19 protein-coding genes are annotated in these 13,540 nt (G+C 70.0%); 8 read left to right on the top strand and 11 right to left on the bottom strand.

Going from position 1 to position 13,540, the window contains the following annotated elements:
• The first annotated feature begins 7 nt into the window (after window positions 1–7).
• On the top strand, window positions 8–964 hold the full coding sequence (locus D187_RS30055) for a hypothetical protein (protein ID WP_002624834.1): 957 nt from the start codon (window positions 8–10) through the stop codon (window positions 962–964).
• On the opposite strand, the gene D187_RS30050 is transcribed toward D187_RS30055, so the two are convergent.
• From D187_RS30050 to D187_RS50565, 5 genes are all read right to left on the bottom strand, one after another.
• The gene (locus D187_RS30050) at window positions 932–1,411 is read right to left on the bottom strand and encodes a hypothetical protein (protein ID WP_002624835.1); all 480 of its coding nucleotides are present in this window, start codon (window positions 1,409–1,411) and stop codon (window positions 932–934) included. The two genes, D187_RS30055 and D187_RS30050, sit on opposite strands and share 33 nt — an antisense overlap.
• 19 nt (window positions 1,412–1,430) lie before the next feature.
• Window positions 1,431–2,054 carry a TIGR02265 family protein gene (locus D187_RS30045; RefSeq protein WP_155893682.1) on the bottom strand — a complete coding sequence of 208 codons (624 nt, stop codon included), beginning with the start codon at window positions 2,052–2,054 and terminating at the stop codon, window positions 1,431–1,433.
• Between the two features lie 176 nt (window positions 2,055–2,230).
• Window positions 2,231–2,638 (bottom strand): hypothetical protein, encoded by a 408-nt coding sequence (locus D187_RS30040; RefSeq protein ID WP_002624837.1) that lies wholly within the window; start codon window positions 2,636–2,638, stop codon window positions 2,231–2,233.
• A gap of 42 nt (window positions 2,639–2,680) precedes the next feature.
• Complete coding sequence (locus D187_RS30035; RefSeq protein ID WP_002624838.1) at window positions 2,681–3,805, bottom strand: cytochrome-c peroxidase; 1,125 nt, start codon at window positions 3,803–3,805, stop codon at window positions 2,681–2,683.
• The gene (locus D187_RS50565) at window positions 3,806–4,387 is read right to left on the bottom strand and encodes a YfiM family lipoprotein (protein WP_051256613.1); all 582 of its coding nucleotides are present in this window, start codon (window positions 4,385–4,387) and stop codon (window positions 3,806–3,808) included. It abuts the gene before it with no gap.
• A 95-nt stretch (window positions 4,388–4,482) separates the two neighbouring features.
• Between D187_RS50565 and D187_RS30025 the strand changes: the two genes are divergently transcribed.
• The 3 genes from D187_RS30025 to D187_RS30015 all read left to right on the top strand — a co-directional run bounded on the left by D187_RS30025 (window position 4,483) and on the right by D187_RS30015 (window position 7,228).
• The gene (locus D187_RS30025; RefSeq protein ID WP_002624841.1) at window positions 4,483–5,583 is read left to right on the top strand and encodes an acyltransferase family protein; all 1,101 of its coding nucleotides are present in this window, start codon (window positions 4,483–4,485) and stop codon (window positions 5,581–5,583) included.
• A 78-nt stretch (window positions 5,584–5,661) separates the two neighbouring features.
• On the top strand, window positions 5,662–6,006 hold the full coding sequence (locus D187_RS50560; protein WP_002624843.1) for a TRL-like family protein: 345 nt from the start codon (window positions 5,662–5,664) through the stop codon (window positions 6,004–6,006).
• A 145-nt stretch (window positions 6,007–6,151) separates the two neighbouring features.
• Window positions 6,152–7,228 carry a cytochrome-c peroxidase gene (locus D187_RS30015; protein WP_002624845.1) on the top strand — a complete coding sequence of 359 codons (1,077 nt, stop codon included), beginning with the start codon at window positions 6,152–6,154 and terminating at the stop codon, window positions 7,226–7,228.
• Between the two features lies 1 nt (window position 7,229).
• Here the strand turns inward: D187_RS30015 and D187_RS30010 are convergent, their stop codons facing one another.
• Entirely contained in the window at window positions 7,230–8,438 is a 1,209-nt protein-coding gene (locus D187_RS30010) for a tRNA-uridine aminocarboxypropyltransferase (RefSeq protein ID WP_043432053.1), read from the bottom strand.
• A gap of 168 nt (window positions 8,439–8,606) precedes the next feature.
• Between D187_RS30010 and D187_RS30005 the strand changes: the two genes are divergently transcribed.
• The 4 genes from D187_RS30005 to D187_RS29990 all read left to right on the top strand — a co-directional run bounded on the left by D187_RS30005 (window position 8,607) and on the right by D187_RS29990 (window position 10,522).
• A complete protein-coding gene (locus D187_RS30005; RefSeq protein WP_043432051.1) occupies window positions 8,607–9,032 on the top strand; it encodes a hypothetical protein in 426 nt (141 codons plus the stop codon).
• 10 nt (window positions 9,033–9,042) lie between these two features.
• Window positions 9,043–9,405, top strand: coding sequence for a peptidoglycan recognition protein family protein (locus tag D187_RS30000; protein ID WP_002624851.1), 363 nt, complete (start codon window positions 9,043–9,045; stop codon window positions 9,403–9,405).
• Window positions 9,402–9,710: a hypothetical protein gene (locus D187_RS29995; RefSeq protein ID WP_002624853.1), complete on the top strand. Its 309-nt coding sequence runs from the start codon at window positions 9,402–9,404 to the stop codon at window positions 9,708–9,710. The genes D187_RS30000 and D187_RS29995 overlap by 4 nt, the downstream gene beginning before the upstream one ends.
• Before the next feature lie 62 nt (window positions 9,711–9,772).
• Entirely contained in the window at window positions 9,773–10,522 is a 750-nt protein-coding gene (locus D187_RS29990) for a 16S rRNA (uracil(1498)-N(3))-methyltransferase (RefSeq protein ID WP_002624855.1), read from the top strand.
• Window positions 10,523–10,525: 3 nt separating this feature from the next.
• Here the strand turns inward: D187_RS29990 and D187_RS29985 are convergent, their stop codons facing one another.
• The 5 genes from D187_RS29985 to D187_RS29965 all read right to left on the bottom strand — a co-directional run bounded on the left by D187_RS29985 (window position 10,526) and on the right by D187_RS29965 (window position 13,512).
• On the bottom strand, window positions 10,526–11,773 hold the full coding sequence (locus D187_RS29985) for a DUF2914 domain-containing protein (RefSeq protein ID WP_002624858.1): 1,248 nt from the start codon (window positions 11,771–11,773) through the stop codon (window positions 10,526–10,528).
• Window positions 11,774–11,847: 74 nt separating this feature from the next.
• The gene (gene grxD, locus D187_RS29980; protein WP_002624859.1) at window positions 11,848–12,168 is read right to left on the bottom strand and encodes a Grx4 family monothiol glutaredoxin; all 321 of its coding nucleotides are present in this window, start codon (window positions 12,166–12,168) and stop codon (window positions 11,848–11,850) included.
• 15 nt (window positions 12,169–12,183) lie between these two features.
• Complete coding sequence (locus D187_RS29975; protein WP_002624860.1) at window positions 12,184–12,441, bottom strand: BolA family protein; 258 nt, start codon at window positions 12,439–12,441, stop codon at window positions 12,184–12,186.
• Window positions 12,441–12,986, bottom strand: coding sequence for a YqgE/AlgH family protein (locus D187_RS29970; RefSeq protein ID WP_002624861.1), 546 nt, complete (start codon window positions 12,984–12,986; stop codon window positions 12,441–12,443). Before D187_RS29970 ends, D187_RS29975 begins: the two co-directional genes overlap by 1 nt.
• A gap of 76 nt (window positions 12,987–13,062) precedes the next feature.
• Window positions 13,063–13,512: a response regulator gene (locus tag D187_RS29965; protein ID WP_002624862.1), complete on the bottom strand. Its 450-nt coding sequence runs from the start codon at window positions 13,510–13,512 to the stop codon at window positions 13,063–13,065.
• Window positions 13,513–13,540 lie beyond the last annotated feature (28 nt).

The following is a 13,540-nucleotide window of genomic DNA, read 5'->3' as shown; positions in this document are numbered from 1 at the left end:
CCCTCCCGTGACGACGCCCGGCCCCGCCCGCCTCACCTTCTTCTGCGAGCTGGAGGCCGGGCCGCTCACGGCGCTCTTCGCCTCCCCGTCCGTCCTCGAGCACCTCCAGGCCCTGCGCGCCAGCGTGAGCCTCGGGGTGCTCGACCTGGGCCCCGAGCGCGCCGGGGTGGTGCGGCGGTTGAACGCGGCGGGCGTGCCCGTCATCGCCTGGCAACTCCTGCCCAAGGACCAGGGCTACTGGTTCCACCAGGGCAACGCGGCCCAGGCCGCCGGGCGCTACGCGGACTGGCGCGCCTGGACCGTCACCGAGGGCCTCGTCTGGGACGGCGTGGGCCTGGACATCGAGCCGGACATCCGCGACATGCAGCGCGCTCTGGACAACCGCTGGCGTCTGTTGCCAGCGCTGCTACCCCGGCTCGCGCGAGGAGGCAGGTTGCGCGAGGCCCGGGCGAGCTACCGCGCCCTGGTGGAGCGCATCCGGGGCGACGGCTACCGGGTGGACAGCTACCAGTTGCCCTTCATCGTGGACGAGCGCCAGGCGCGCTCCACGCTGCTGCAGCGGCTCACCGGAGTGCTCGACGTGCCCTCCGACCGCGAGGTGTTGATGCTCTACACGAGCTTCGTGCGCCCCTATGGCCCGGAGTTGCTGGAGAGCTATGGCCCCCAGGCGCACGCCGTGGGCGTGGGCGTCACCGGAGGCGGCGTGGACGTGCCGGGCCTCATCGAGGTGCCCGCGCTGGACTGGGAGGAGCTCGCGCGGGACTTGCGCCTGGCGCGGCGGTGGACGGAGGACGTACACGTCTTCAGCCTCGAGGGCTGCGTGCGCCAGGACTTCCTCGCCCGGCTGCGGGACTTCGACTGGACGGTGGAGGCGCGGGGGAGGCCGGCGCTCCAGCGGCGCGTGGCCACGGCGCGCCGGGTGGCGGGCGGGCTACTGAGGGCCAGCGCGTGGTTGCCGGGCTGAGGGGCCGAAGTCGCCGAGGACGATCCGGGCGCGGCCGTCCATGGGCAGCGCGTGCTCCTCCACCGAGGGAAAGCCCTGCTCGCGCGCCAGGTCCGCCAGAAAGCGCCGCCAGGGGTTGTAGGGCATGCCGTTGTCCGAGCAGCACGGCACCACGGCGAAGGGCAGCCGGTGCTTCGCCGCGTACTCGATGATGATGCGCGTGGCCCCATCCGGGTGCATGCCCACGAGCAGGTCGCACTCACACGGCTCGTCGAGCGTGAACATCCGCTGCTCGTAGCGCACGGGCAGGTGCTTGTGCCGCGAGTCGAACGTGGTGACGGTGCGGCCCAGCCGCGACAGGGCCTCGTTCAGACGGCCCTGTCCTCCGGCGATGTCGAAGATGCGCGGGGCGGTGAAGCGCTCGACGAGGAACTGGGCGAAGAGATCGAAGCGGCGCTTGTCGGCCATGCGGTGTGCCTGCCCCTGGTCACGACCAGGACAGCTCGTAGTCCGTATCGTAGGGTCCCAGCGCGCGCGCATGCACCGACACTTCCTTGGCGCCCACGGCCTCGAGCGACGCGTGCAGCGCGCCCTCGTTGAACGGGCGGGGCACCAGGTCGCGCTTGTAGGAGAGGATGCCGTGCGACTGGCCCGTGCGCTTCATCTGATCGATGCCCGTGTTGTCCCCCAGCACCGCGTGCGTGGTGGAGGGCATGTTGTTGAGCAGCCGAAGGGGATCATTGCGCGCCAGCAGCACCAGCACCTTTCCGGCGCTCGAGGCGTAGAAGGCCTTGGAGGCCTGGTAGCCCATCTCCCACATGGCCGCCGAGAAGTCCCCGTACTTCTCGCTCATGCGCCGCGCCGCGGGGTAGGCCATCTTCAGCCAGGTGCTCAGCGGGTAGTTGAAGAACTCCAGGAAGCGCTGCTCGCCGCCCAGCGCGAGGCACTGGTGCAGCAGTTCCTCGTCGCCGAACTGGCGCAGCAGGTCCAACAGGCTGTTCATGAAGATGCCACGCGCCACGTCCCCCGGTCCCGTGAGGGCCAGACGCGCCTGCAACTCCTCTTCCGAGCCGAGCATCATCGAGACTCCAGTATCGGCTTCGCTACCCATGGGGAACACCCCTTCGTCCAACAGGCGGGTCCACTCTCCGCGCGGAGCTCTTCCCGAAAGTACTCCTGGCCACCCGCGGCAAGTATCAACTCATCCGGAGCCAGCATGGAAGGCAATGGCCCCCGGGTGCACAGCCCCGCACGGGAGGTGACATCCTTCGACAGGGAAGAATCGTGTCACCCACCGAGGGAGGTGGAGGCGAACACGCCGCGGCCGATGGCGAGGATGCCCCCGACGACGAGCAGCAGGGCGCCGCCCACGGCGATGAGCGGCAGGAGGAAGCCGGGCTGGGGGCGCTTGCGGTTGATGACGAGCAGGACGTGGGCCAGCACGGCCGCCAGCAGCATGAGCGTCAGGTGGCCCCAGAGCATGGGCTGGAAGGGCCAGCCGGCGCCCAGCAGCACGAGGCCCAGGAGGATCTGCGTGTCGAGCAGGCCGGCGAAGCTGGAGCCGAGGATGCGCACCTTCTTGTCCACGGGGCGCTTCGTGGCGAACCCGTAGACGAAGTAGGCGAGGGCGACGAGCCCCATGAGGAGGACCAGGTAGCGCAGGCCGGAGTGGGCCTTGAAGAGCAGAGTGAGCATGGCGCCGCCTTCCTAATGCTCCCTGGCCCAAGAGGCGAGTCTTTAGGTGGGATCCGGCTTGGGGGTGCTGGCGGTGCTGGGCGGCAGCTCCGGGGGCGCGAGCAGATCGGGCCCGGGCAGCTCGCCGGTGAGGCTCTTGAGGAAGGCGACGATGTCGTCCACCTCGGAGTCGCTCAGGGTCATGCCGAGCTGGTGCTTGCCCATGAGGCGCACCGCGGTGGCCAGGTCCTTGACCGAGCCGTCATGGAACCAGGGGCCGGTCTTCTCCACGTTGCGCAGGGTGGGCACGCGGAACTTGTGCATGTCCTCCTCGTCGTTCGTCACGTCGAAGCGGCCCTTGTCCTCGGTGGGGTAGTCCTCGATGAGGCCGAGCTTCTGGAAGGAGGTGCCGCCCACGGAGGGGCCGTTGTGGCACGTGGTGCAGCCGGAGCCGGCGAAGAGGTTGAGCCCGCGCCGCTCCTGCTCGCTCAGGGCCTGCTCGTCGCCGGCGAGGTACTTGTCGAAGCGAGCGGTGGTGAGCAGCTCGCGCTCGAAGGCGGCCAGGGAGCGCGCGACGTTGGTGACGCTCACGGGCTTCTTGTCCCCCGGGAAGGCCGTCTTGAAGGCCTTCACGTACTGGGGAATGGAGTTGAGCGTGGCCAGCACGTGCTTCTCGCTGGGCATGGCCATCTCCGCCGGGTTGAGCATGGGCCCCGCGGCCTGCTCCTCCAGGGTGGCGGCGCGGCCGTCCCAGAACTGGGCGATGTGGCCGGCGGCGTGGAAGACGGTGGGCGAGTTGCGGTTGCCCATCTGCCCCTTGTGTCCCGGGGACGTGGCCTTGCCGTCCACGCCGAAGGAGGCCAGGTCGTGGCAGGTGTTGCAGGAGATGTCGTGGTTCTTCGACAGGCGCGGCTCGAAGAAGAGCATGCGCCCCAGGGCGATGCGCTCCGGGGTGTCCTTCTTCGCCACGGCGGCCTGGGAGGCCGAGGGGCGGAAGAAGGAGACGAGCTTCGCGTAGGCCATCCGCGGTGGGGGCTCCGGCGCCACGGCGGTGGGGGCCGGCGCGGCCGGGGGCGCGGCGGTGGGGGCCGGCGCGGCCTGGGGCGCGGGGGCCTCCTTGCTGCAAGAAGTGGAGAGGGCACCCAGGGACAAGAGTCCCACGCCCAGCCAGAGCCGATTGCGCTTCATCTACCAACCTCCCATCAAGAACAGCACCACGGGAACTGTCCTACTCCTACCATTACCCGACCCTCCTTGGGGATGGCCCCGCCCACCGGACGACAGGGCCAGGGTGAAGCGCATCCTTGCCGGGAGCCCTGCCCCGTCCACCCGGAGGGCAGGCTCCCGGACAGGCCCCATGGCCACGCCCCGCTCCCCCGCCCCGCGCGGGAAGAAGAGCCGCTCCACGGCCCACGACAGCGACAACCCGGTGGCCATCCCCAGCACGTCCCAGGTGAGATCCTTCCAGGAGAAGATGCTCCCCCGCCCCGCGTCGAAGAACTCCTTGGCCACCCCCACGCCGAGCGTCAGCCCCGCGCCCGTGAGCCAGCGGGCCTCGGGCGCATCGAAGAGGAGCGCGCCCCCCGCGTAGCCCGCGCCCGCCAGCCCCGCGCTCAGCGCGAAGTGCGCCGCCTTGTCCGAGGAGAACCAGGGGTCCGGCTTGGGGCTCTCCCCCACCTGGCTCCAGGCGGGAAGGGGCGCGAACAACGACACGGACAGCAACAGGGGCAGCACGGCGAGTCGACTCACGAGCGGGCGCATTCGCGCCATGACACCATCGCGCAGGAGCCCACGCCAGCCTGGGGAGGGAGGAAGGGCCGCGGTTTTCGAGACGAGCGGGGAACTTGCCTCTATGATCGGGCGCCGTGACCCGACCTGGCACCTCGCTCTTCGATCTGCGTACGCCCTCGCCCCGTCATCCCGGGCTCGACGCGGCCCGCGGCCTGGCCGTGGTGGCCATGGTGCTCGGGCACACGCTGGACGCCCTGCTCTCCCCCGAGATGCGCACCCACCCGTGGGTGCAACAGTACTGGACGCTGCGGGGCGTCACCGCGCCCCTGTTCCTGTTGGTGGCGGGCTTCGCGGTGGTGGCGGCGCTCGGCACCTCCCGGGAGCGCGCGGGCCAGACGATGGGCCGCCGGCTGCGACGGGCGCTGCTGCTGCTCTTCCTCGGCTACTTCCTGCACTGGCCGGGCTGGGGCACCGTGCACTGGCTGGGCTGGGGCGAGGAGCTGCGCACGCTCCTCTTCTCCTTCGATGCCCTGCAGTGCATCGGCGTGAGCCTGGGGGTGGGCGCCCTGGTGCTCGCCCTCGCGCGCGGCACCTGGACCCGGGCCCTCGCCCTGGCCGTGCTGGCGGTGGGCATTCCGCTGGCGAGCACCTGGGCCTGGGGCGCCGCCGCGCCGGGCCCCATCGAGCTGCGGCAGGCGGTGGGCATGCCGGGCTCGCGCTTCCCGCTCTTTCCCTGGGCGGGCTTCTTCTTCGCCGGAGCGCTCACCGCCCACCTGTCGCGAGCGCTGCGGCCGGGGTGGCCCCAGGGCCTGGCGCTGGGCGCGCTGGGCGCGGGACTGTTGGCGCTGACCTCGCGCCTGACCGCGGACTGGAGCCCCACCAGCGCGTGGCTCGTGGCCTTCCGCGTGGGCGAGGGCCTGCTGGTGCTCGGCGCCATCAACCTGCTGCCCCAGTTGCTCACCCGGCCCCTGGCGCCGCTGGGCCGCGCCTCCCTGTGGCTCTACGTGCTGCACCTGCCCGTGGTGTACGGCTGGGCAGGCACGGCGGGACTCGCCGGCCGCGTGGGCCCCACGCTGGGTCTGCCGGCCGCGTTGCTCGTGGGCGTCACCCTGCTCGCGGTGTGTTACGGAATTGCGTGGTTGGGCCAACGCCTGGGCCGCTCCGGTCGCAAAACCCCGGATTCCTCGGCGTGGCGCGCGCGTCCCCTGCCCGTCGAGGGCGGGGCACGTTCCTGAGGCACCTGGAATTTGCCTCCGCGTCACGCACGGGTTAGATGCAGCGACCGCGGTCGCCTCTGAACCGAGCGAGGACCCATGCACCTGATGAACAAGCTGTCCGCCCTGGCCCTGCTGAGCCTGGGAGCCACGATGCTGCCGGGCTGCGCGGGCGTGGCGTTCGTGGGCCGCCCCGTCATCGGGACCACGTCGCTCTACGCGTCCACGTCGGCGCGCGAGTTCATCAACGAGCAGACGCGGCTGGGCAGCAAGAGCGCCGAGGGCTGTGTGACGTCCATCCTGGGCATCGTCACCACCGGAGACGCCACCGCCTCGGACGCGGCCCGCAAGGCCAACATCACCCGCATCACCCACGTGGACCACAAGTTCGAGAACATCCTCGGCCTCTACGCGAAGTACTGCGTGACGGTGTTCGGCGACTAGCCGCCTGCCCGGCTGGCTGGAGTGCGAGCCCCCCCATGGGTTCCCTCGCCGCCCAGGAGACTGCTAGTTTCACGCTCGCTTCCGGCGTCCCCCACCTCGCTCCGACAGGAGTTCCCGGCCGCGAAGCTCAGTGAGAGCAGACTCCATGACCTTCAAGACCCTCGTTCGTCCTCTCCTCGTCGTCACCGCCACCGCCGGGGCCTCCGCCTTCGCGCAGCCGGCGCAGCCCACCGTGGAGGCGCTGACCTCCGCCGCCCAGAACGTCATCATCAACCGCGCGCAGCTCACCGCGTTCAAGGCGCTGCCCGGCCGGTTCGAGGACGCGAAGAACCCCATCACCGCGGAGAAGGTGGAGCTGGGCCGGATGCTGTACTTCGACACCCGCCTGTCGAAGAACCAGCAGCTCTCCTGCAACAGCTGCCACGACCTGAACCGCTTCGGCGTGGACGGCAAGTCCTTCTCCACCGGCCACAAGGGCCAGCTGGGCGGACGCAACTCGCCCACGGTGTACAACTCCGGTGCCCACCTCACCCAGTTCTGGGACGGCCGCGCCGCCACCCTGGAGGATCAGGCCAAGGGCCCCATCCTCAACCCCGTGGAAATGGCGATGCCCAGCGCCGAGCACGTCGTCGAGACGCTCAAGTCCATTCCCGGCTACGTCACCGCCTTCCAGAAGACCTTCCCCGGACAGGCCGATCCGGTGACGTACGACAACCTGGCCAAGGCCATTGGCGCCTTCGAGCGGCAGCTCGTCACGCCCTCGCGCTTCGACAAGTACCTCGCCGGGGACGAGCAGGCGCTCACCCACGCGGAGAAGGCCGGCCTCAAGACGTTCATGGATCAGGGCTGCCAGCAGTGCCACTACGGCCCCGCCCTGGGCGGCTCGCTGGTGAAGCTCGGCGTCATCGTGCCCTACCCCACCAAGGATCAGGGCCGCTACGACGTGACGAAGCGCGAGACGGACCGCATGGTCTTCCGCGTGCCCACCCTGCGCAACGTGTCGCGCACGGCGCCCTACTTCCACGACGGCTCCATCTCCGAGTTGCAGACGGCCGTGAAGCTCATGGCCCAGCACCAGCTCGGCAAGCAGCTCTCCGAGACCGAGACCCGGAACATCGTCGTCTTCCTCGACGCGCTCACCGGCGAGCTGCCCGCCAGCTACATCGCCAAGCCGTCGCTGCCCGCCAGCGGCCCCAAGACGCCGCGGCCGGACCCCACGTGAGCTAGTGGCCCCCACCCCGTTCCGGAGGGACGTGGCCCTGGGCCATGGACCGCCGGGCGGGGGGCTCGGTGGCCCGGCCCCGCTCCGCCAGGGCACGGACCACCGCCTCCAGGGCCGCGATGCGCCGGCCGGCGCGCCCCCGAGCCCAGGGCTCGAGCCGAGGCCCCCCCAGCAGCTCCGCCGCCTGTTCCACCCCGCCCGTCTTCTGCTTGAGCGCCCGCGCGCTCGCGAGCCGCACGTTGACCGCCTCGGGCACGGGGAAGCCGTCGCGCCGCAGCAGATCCAACGCGAACATCGTCCACACCGCGAGCTTGTCCCCCGGGCGCAGGAAGGCCTGGAAGCGCGCGAGGCCCGACTCCACGGACTCGCCCGCGAGCAGCTCCGCCTCGGACAGCTCCACGTGCAGGGACGTGCTGCGCGCGAGCGGCTGGCGCGGCGCGAGCACCGCCTCCAGACGCTCGCCGGTGGAGGGCCGCACCGCCACGAGGTGCGCGAGCTCCGAGGGGAGGTTCTCCTCCTGGGGGTGCGCGTTGGCCTCGGCGTAGAGGAGCACCAGGTGCTCGAAGTCCTCGGCGATCGAGCGCAGCTCCAGGGGCGGCCGCCAGGGAGCCTTGTAGAGACGCTTGCGCCCCGGGCCCTCGCGCGTCGACTGGCGCTCGAGCTGCGTGTCCACCATGAAGTCGAAGGCGCCGAGCAGCGTGTCGAAGCGCTCCTGGCCGCCCTCGAGCAGGCCCAGCACCTCCACCACGGCCTCGATGGTGGAGACACAGTGGTCGGCCGGCTCGGCGCGGATGCGGTAGTTGCTCGGGCGGCGCGGGACGAAGCCGATGCGCGGCAGACCCGCGAGCAGCGGGTTGGTCTTCACCAGCTTGCGCGCGAGCGGCCAGGTGCCATCCACCACGATGAGCGTCTCGGGGGGGTTCGCCCTCGCCTCCTCGAGGGACATGGCTTCCTCGCCGGGGAAGAGGACGGCGACGCGCTCGGGACGGGCGGCGAGTTCGGCGAGGCGGGCGTGGCCGGTGAAGTCCACGCCCACGTGCAACTCGGAGTTGGGCAGGGACAGGTGCGCCATGCGGGCGGTGCCGATGGCCACCCGCCGCTCGCGGGGGTGCTGGAGGAAGACGACGTGGGTGCGCGAGTCCACCCGGGGCACGCGCGCGCAGTAGCACGTGGCCTGGGGACGAAGGCACCGCAGACAGAGAGAACGCACCCCCGCGCTTTATCGGCCCCCGGGGCAGGCGGCAAGAGCCCCTCTCGGCTCGTGCCAGCACCGTCCAGGGAAGTGCCTGGCTCCCTTCCCGGCATGGTAGATTCCGCCAAGCCCCGGTCGCCGGACTCCGTGAACAAACCTGGGCAAGCGAGAAGGGGGCGCCTTGTGATGAACCTCTGCATCCACGGCATGCCGTCCAACCAGTGCATCACCTGCAAGATCTCGCTTCGATGCGAGCATGGTGCGCCACTCACCTGCGTGGCATGCAGACAGTCGAGCCAGAAGGTTCAACCCCAGGGACAGGTCGCGAGTCAGCCGAAAGCCATCTCCGCCAAGGCGGGCGGGGGGTCCACCGCCTCGCCGCGGGTCCGAGGGAACACCGTGGTGGGTGCGGTGCGCCCTGCCTCCGTTCCGGGTCAGGATCCACGACTTCAGGTGATCGATCGCATCGCCGCGAAGCACTCCATCGTCCGGCGCGGGAAATGGGGAGCCCGGTCCCCCAACTACGGCACCATGGACCGGGACTGGGACTACACGACGGTCGTCATCCATCACTCCGGAAACGGAGGGGGGACGGATCCCAAAGCAGATTGAAACGAAGCACATGGAGGACAGAGGTTGGGATGACGTCGGGTACCACTACCTCGTCCATCCCAAGGGAACCATCTACGAAGGGCGCGACCTGAGGTACAAAGGCTCCCACGTCGAGGGGGCCAACACGTCCAAGGTGGGCATCCTGATGATGGGAGACTTCGACCATAACTGGTGGGACTTCGACGATGATGATCTCTCGAAGACCCAGCTCGATGCCGCCTCGAAGCTCATCCTCACCTTGAAGACCGAGTTCCCCACCCTCCGGCTCTTGGGTGGGCACCGCGATTACAAGAAGACCACGGAGTGTCCCGGTGAGGTCATGTACAAGCATCTGAAGGCCTTCCGCAGCGCGCTGAAGCTGGGTGGACCGTGAAGGCCTTGAGCCTGGGACTCGTGGTCGTGAGCCTGCTGGCCGTGCTGCTCAAGCTCTTCACGTACGAGTATTTCTTCGCCGACGATCCCACCTGCGGGGTCGCGCTGCGCGCGCAGCCTGGACTGGACAACCGTCGGCAATTCCAAAGCGACGACGACCTCGGGGGAGATGTCATCCTCGTCTCGGACGAGAACGACTTTCCCGGCGGTGGCGCATACCGCTTCATCGTCTCGGGAGGATGGCTCGGGCTGGCGGTGCTCACGGGCGGGGTGCTGGTGGCCACCCGGCGACGCGGCGCTCGCTGAAGCCCCGAGTCCCTGCGGAAACTCCGCCCCGTGCGGGCGGTTTCCGCTTAGGACAAGGAACCGTGAACCTGCTCCTCCTCCACGACTCGGATTTCCTCCCCGACGGCACCGTCCAGATGACGGGCCGCCGCGCCCAGCACGCCCGCGAGGTCCTCCGCGCCGAGCCCGGCGAGACGCTCCGGGTGGGCAGACTCGGAGGGCTCGTGGGCACCGGCGAGGTGCTGGAAAACACCCCCGGCCTGCTCCGCCTGCGCGTCTCCCTCACCGAGCCGCCCCCTCCCCGAGCGGGCGTGGACCTGGTGCTCGCCATTCCCCGCCCCAAGGCCCTCAAGCGCGTGCTGCCCGCCGTGGCCCAGCTCGGCGTGGACCGCGTCGTGCTCGTCAACGCCGCCCGCGTGGAGAAGAGCTACTTCGACTCCAAGGTGCTCGCCGGGGACTTCGTCGCGGAGCTGCTCCTCCAGGGACTCGAGCAGGCCCGAGACACCCGGCTGCCCGAGGTGCTCGTGCGCGAGCGCTTCCGCCCCTTCGTCGAGGACGAACTCGACACCCTCTTCGGCACCGAGGCGCTCCGCCTCCTGCCCCACCCGCCCGCTCCCGAGCCCCTCTCCCGGGTGGGCGTCCAGGCCGCGCCGCGCGTGGTGCTCGCCGTGGGACCCGATGGCGGCTGGGTGCCCTTCGAGGCCGAGCTCCTCGCGCAACACGGCTTCCGCCCCTTCTCGCTCGGGCCGCGCATCCTCCGGGTGGAGACCGCCGTCCCCGTGCTCCTGGGGCAGCTCGCCCTGTTGAGGGCGGAGGCGCCCCACCCGGCCTGAGCCTCAGCCCGCCGTCACCTTGAACTCGCGCTCCTGCGTGGAGGTATCGGGCGTGACGGTGAAGGACAGCCGGCCCACCTCCCGCCCATCCTCGGTCTCCAGCGAGACGCGCCAGTCGCCGGGCCGGGGCGCCGTCAGGTACGCGAACGTGCGGAAGCCCCCATCCCGCCCACCCTTCCCCAGGTACAGGCCCCCGTAGGTGTGGAACTCCGTCCAGCCCTTCTTCGGATCGTCGTACTCCCAGCGCAACAGCAGCCGCGTGCCCTTGTCCCCCGGGTACTGGGGCTTGAAGCTCGTGGGCGCGAAGATGCTGGCGAAGAAGTAGACGCGATCGCCCGGGCGCGCCCGGAAGTGCTGATCCCCTCGCTCCCAGGGCCTCCACCCACCGCCCTCGTGCAACAGCCGGTAGTCGCGGCCCCGAGGCCCCTTCACCACCTGCACGTCGTGGTAGATGCCGCTCTCGAGCAGGGACAGGGGCACCGGAGGAATCGCCTTGAGCGCGTACAGGCCGAGCAGCACCGCCTGCACGCCCCACCCCGGCACGAGGATGTGCCACCACGGGTGCCGGCCCTCGCTCCCGCGGCCATGGACCACCACCGCCAGCACGCCCATCACCGCGGCGGACAGGCCCGCGGCCCACAGGAACAACATCCCGCTGTAGTAGCCGCGCACCACCGGCAGCAGGTACGCGAAGTACGAGGTGAGGCAGAACGCGTAGAGCCCCACGCGCACCACCGGCCCCCGCGCCCGGAAGCGCGGCAGCTCGTTGGCCACCAGCACCCCGAAGACGCTCGCGAGGAACAGGAACGACGTCAGCCCGGAGGCGCTCTTGAAATAGAAGAGCGTGTAGGGACTCAGCAGGCCGCCGAGCAGCAAGTGCAGCGCGTCCTCGCGAAAGCGCCACACCCGGGACAGCCCCTTCGGGGGCGCGGCCCCCTCGCGCCAGCGCAGCTCCAGCCACAACAGCCACCCCAGCACGGCGAGGAACAGCCCCTGCTTGGTGAGCGTGAAGCGGTTGTCGATGCGCGGCAGCGTGAGGATGTCGTACGCGAAGCTCGCGAAGAACAAGAGCGCCAGCTCCGCCTTCGCATGGCGCGCCCGGAAGGCCCGGAGCCGATCCTTCCACGAGCGCGTCTCGCGCGCTTCCGGCGAGGAGACGAGCCCCAGGGGTCCCACGGGCGAGGGCCCGGAGCCTTCCGGCTCGAGCGCCTCGGCGTTCTCTTCACTCAGTCGGGGGGCGGTCGAGGCCACGTCGGGTCCAGAACCCGCGCGTCGCGGGGGTGCTCGGGCCCTCTCGCGTCAGCACGAGAGGGCCTCGGGGAGACTCAGGCCGGGCTCTTGCCCGCCACCAGGTCCGCCAGCTCGCCACGCTCCTCCAGCTCCATGAGGATGTCCGAGCCGCCCACGAACTTCCCGTGGATGAACACCTGCGGAATGGTGGGCCAGTTGGAGTAGTCCTTGATGCCCTGGCGCACCGCGGGGTCGGCCAGCACGTCCACCGTGTGCACCTCGCCGTGCTGCTGCAAAATCTGCAGCGCGCGCGCGGAGAAGCCGCACTGGGGGAAGAGCGCGTTGCCCTTCATGAACAGCACGATCTTGTGGTTCTTCACTTCAGCGTCGAAACGGGCCTTGAGCTCGGGGGTCATCTCTCTCACTCCTGGTTATCGGGACCCGAGCTTCTTCCACTGCTCGGGCGAATAGGTCTTGAGCGCCAGCGCGTGCAGCTCGCCGGACTTCAACCACTGCTGCAGCGGCGCGTACACCAGCTGGTGCTGCTCCACCATGGACTTGCCGGCGAAGGACGGGCTCACCACGCGCGCCTCGAAGTGGTCTCCCGTGCCGGTGGTGTCGTTCACGTCCACCTCCGAGCCGGGCAGCGCGCCGAGAATCCGCTCGCGGATGAAATTCGGATCAAGCATCAGTTCAGTCCCTTCCCCTTGAGCAGCATGGCGGGATCCACCCCCATGCTCTTCAGGGTGCTGTCCCATAGCAGACCCGGGTCGCCTTCGAGCACCGGACGAGCGGACGCCTCGGCGAAGAGCCAGGCACCCGAGGCCAGCTCGCTCTCCAACTGGTGGGGACCCCAGTTGGCATACCCCAGGCAGAAGCGCAGGTGGGCCGACGGGTCCTTGAGCAGGGGGCCGAGCGTGTCCAGGGTGAGGCTCAGGTAGAGCCCGGGCACCACCTCGTGCTTCTCCGTCACCTGCTCGTTGTTGTGCAGGACGAAGCCGCGATGGTTCTCCACCGGGCCGCCCATGAAGACGGGCTGCCGGGAGCGCTCGGGGGCGATCGCCAGGGACTGGTTCTTGGCCAGGTCCCCCAACGTCAGGGAGGCACCCCGGTTGATGACCAGGCCCATGGAGCCCGCCTCCCCATGCTCGAGCATGAGGACCACCGAGCGCCGGAAGTTCGAGTCCGTCAGTTGTGGCATCGCCACGAGGAGGCCAGGAACGAGTGTCTGCACAGAGGGAAGTTTCCGCCCTTCCCCCTCTCGGCGCAACCCATTCGTCCCCGAGACCAATGCCCGGGCCCGCGCGGGCCTAGTGCCAGCTCTTGTGCTGGGACTGGAGCGCCTGGGCGAGCTTCTCCGGGTTGAGGGGCTTGCCGATGAACAGATCCGCCCCCAGGCCCTTGCACTTGCGGGCCATGGACGCGTCGCTCATGGCGCTCACCCCGATGAGCACCGACTGGGGGAACTTCTCCCGGAGCCGGGCCATGAGGTTGGTGCCGCTGCGGCCGGGCAGGAAGACGTCCACGATGGCCGCGTCCATGCGCTTGTTGCGCACGGCGAACTCGGCCTCCTCGGCGCTCCCCACGGGAAGGGCCTCGTAACCCCACTGGCTCACCAGCTCCACCAGCAGCTCGCGGTGCGCCGGATCGTCCTCGACGATCAGGACCGAGCCCTTGACCTGTTCCAGCTTGAGGTTGTCGTCATCCCGGGTCCGGGCGTGACCCGTGGCGATGGGAAGCTCCTCGTTGACGGTGGACATGGCAACCTTCGCTGAAGTGAAAGAGTTC

Source organism: Cystobacter fuscus DSM 2262 (assembly GCF_000335475.2).
Classification (GTDB): domain Bacteria; phylum Myxococcota; class Myxococcia; order Myxococcales; family Myxococcaceae; genus Cystobacter; species Cystobacter fuscus.
The sequence above is the reverse complement of the archived record's forward strand: the minus strand, read 5'-3'. Positions and strand labels throughout refer to the sequence as shown.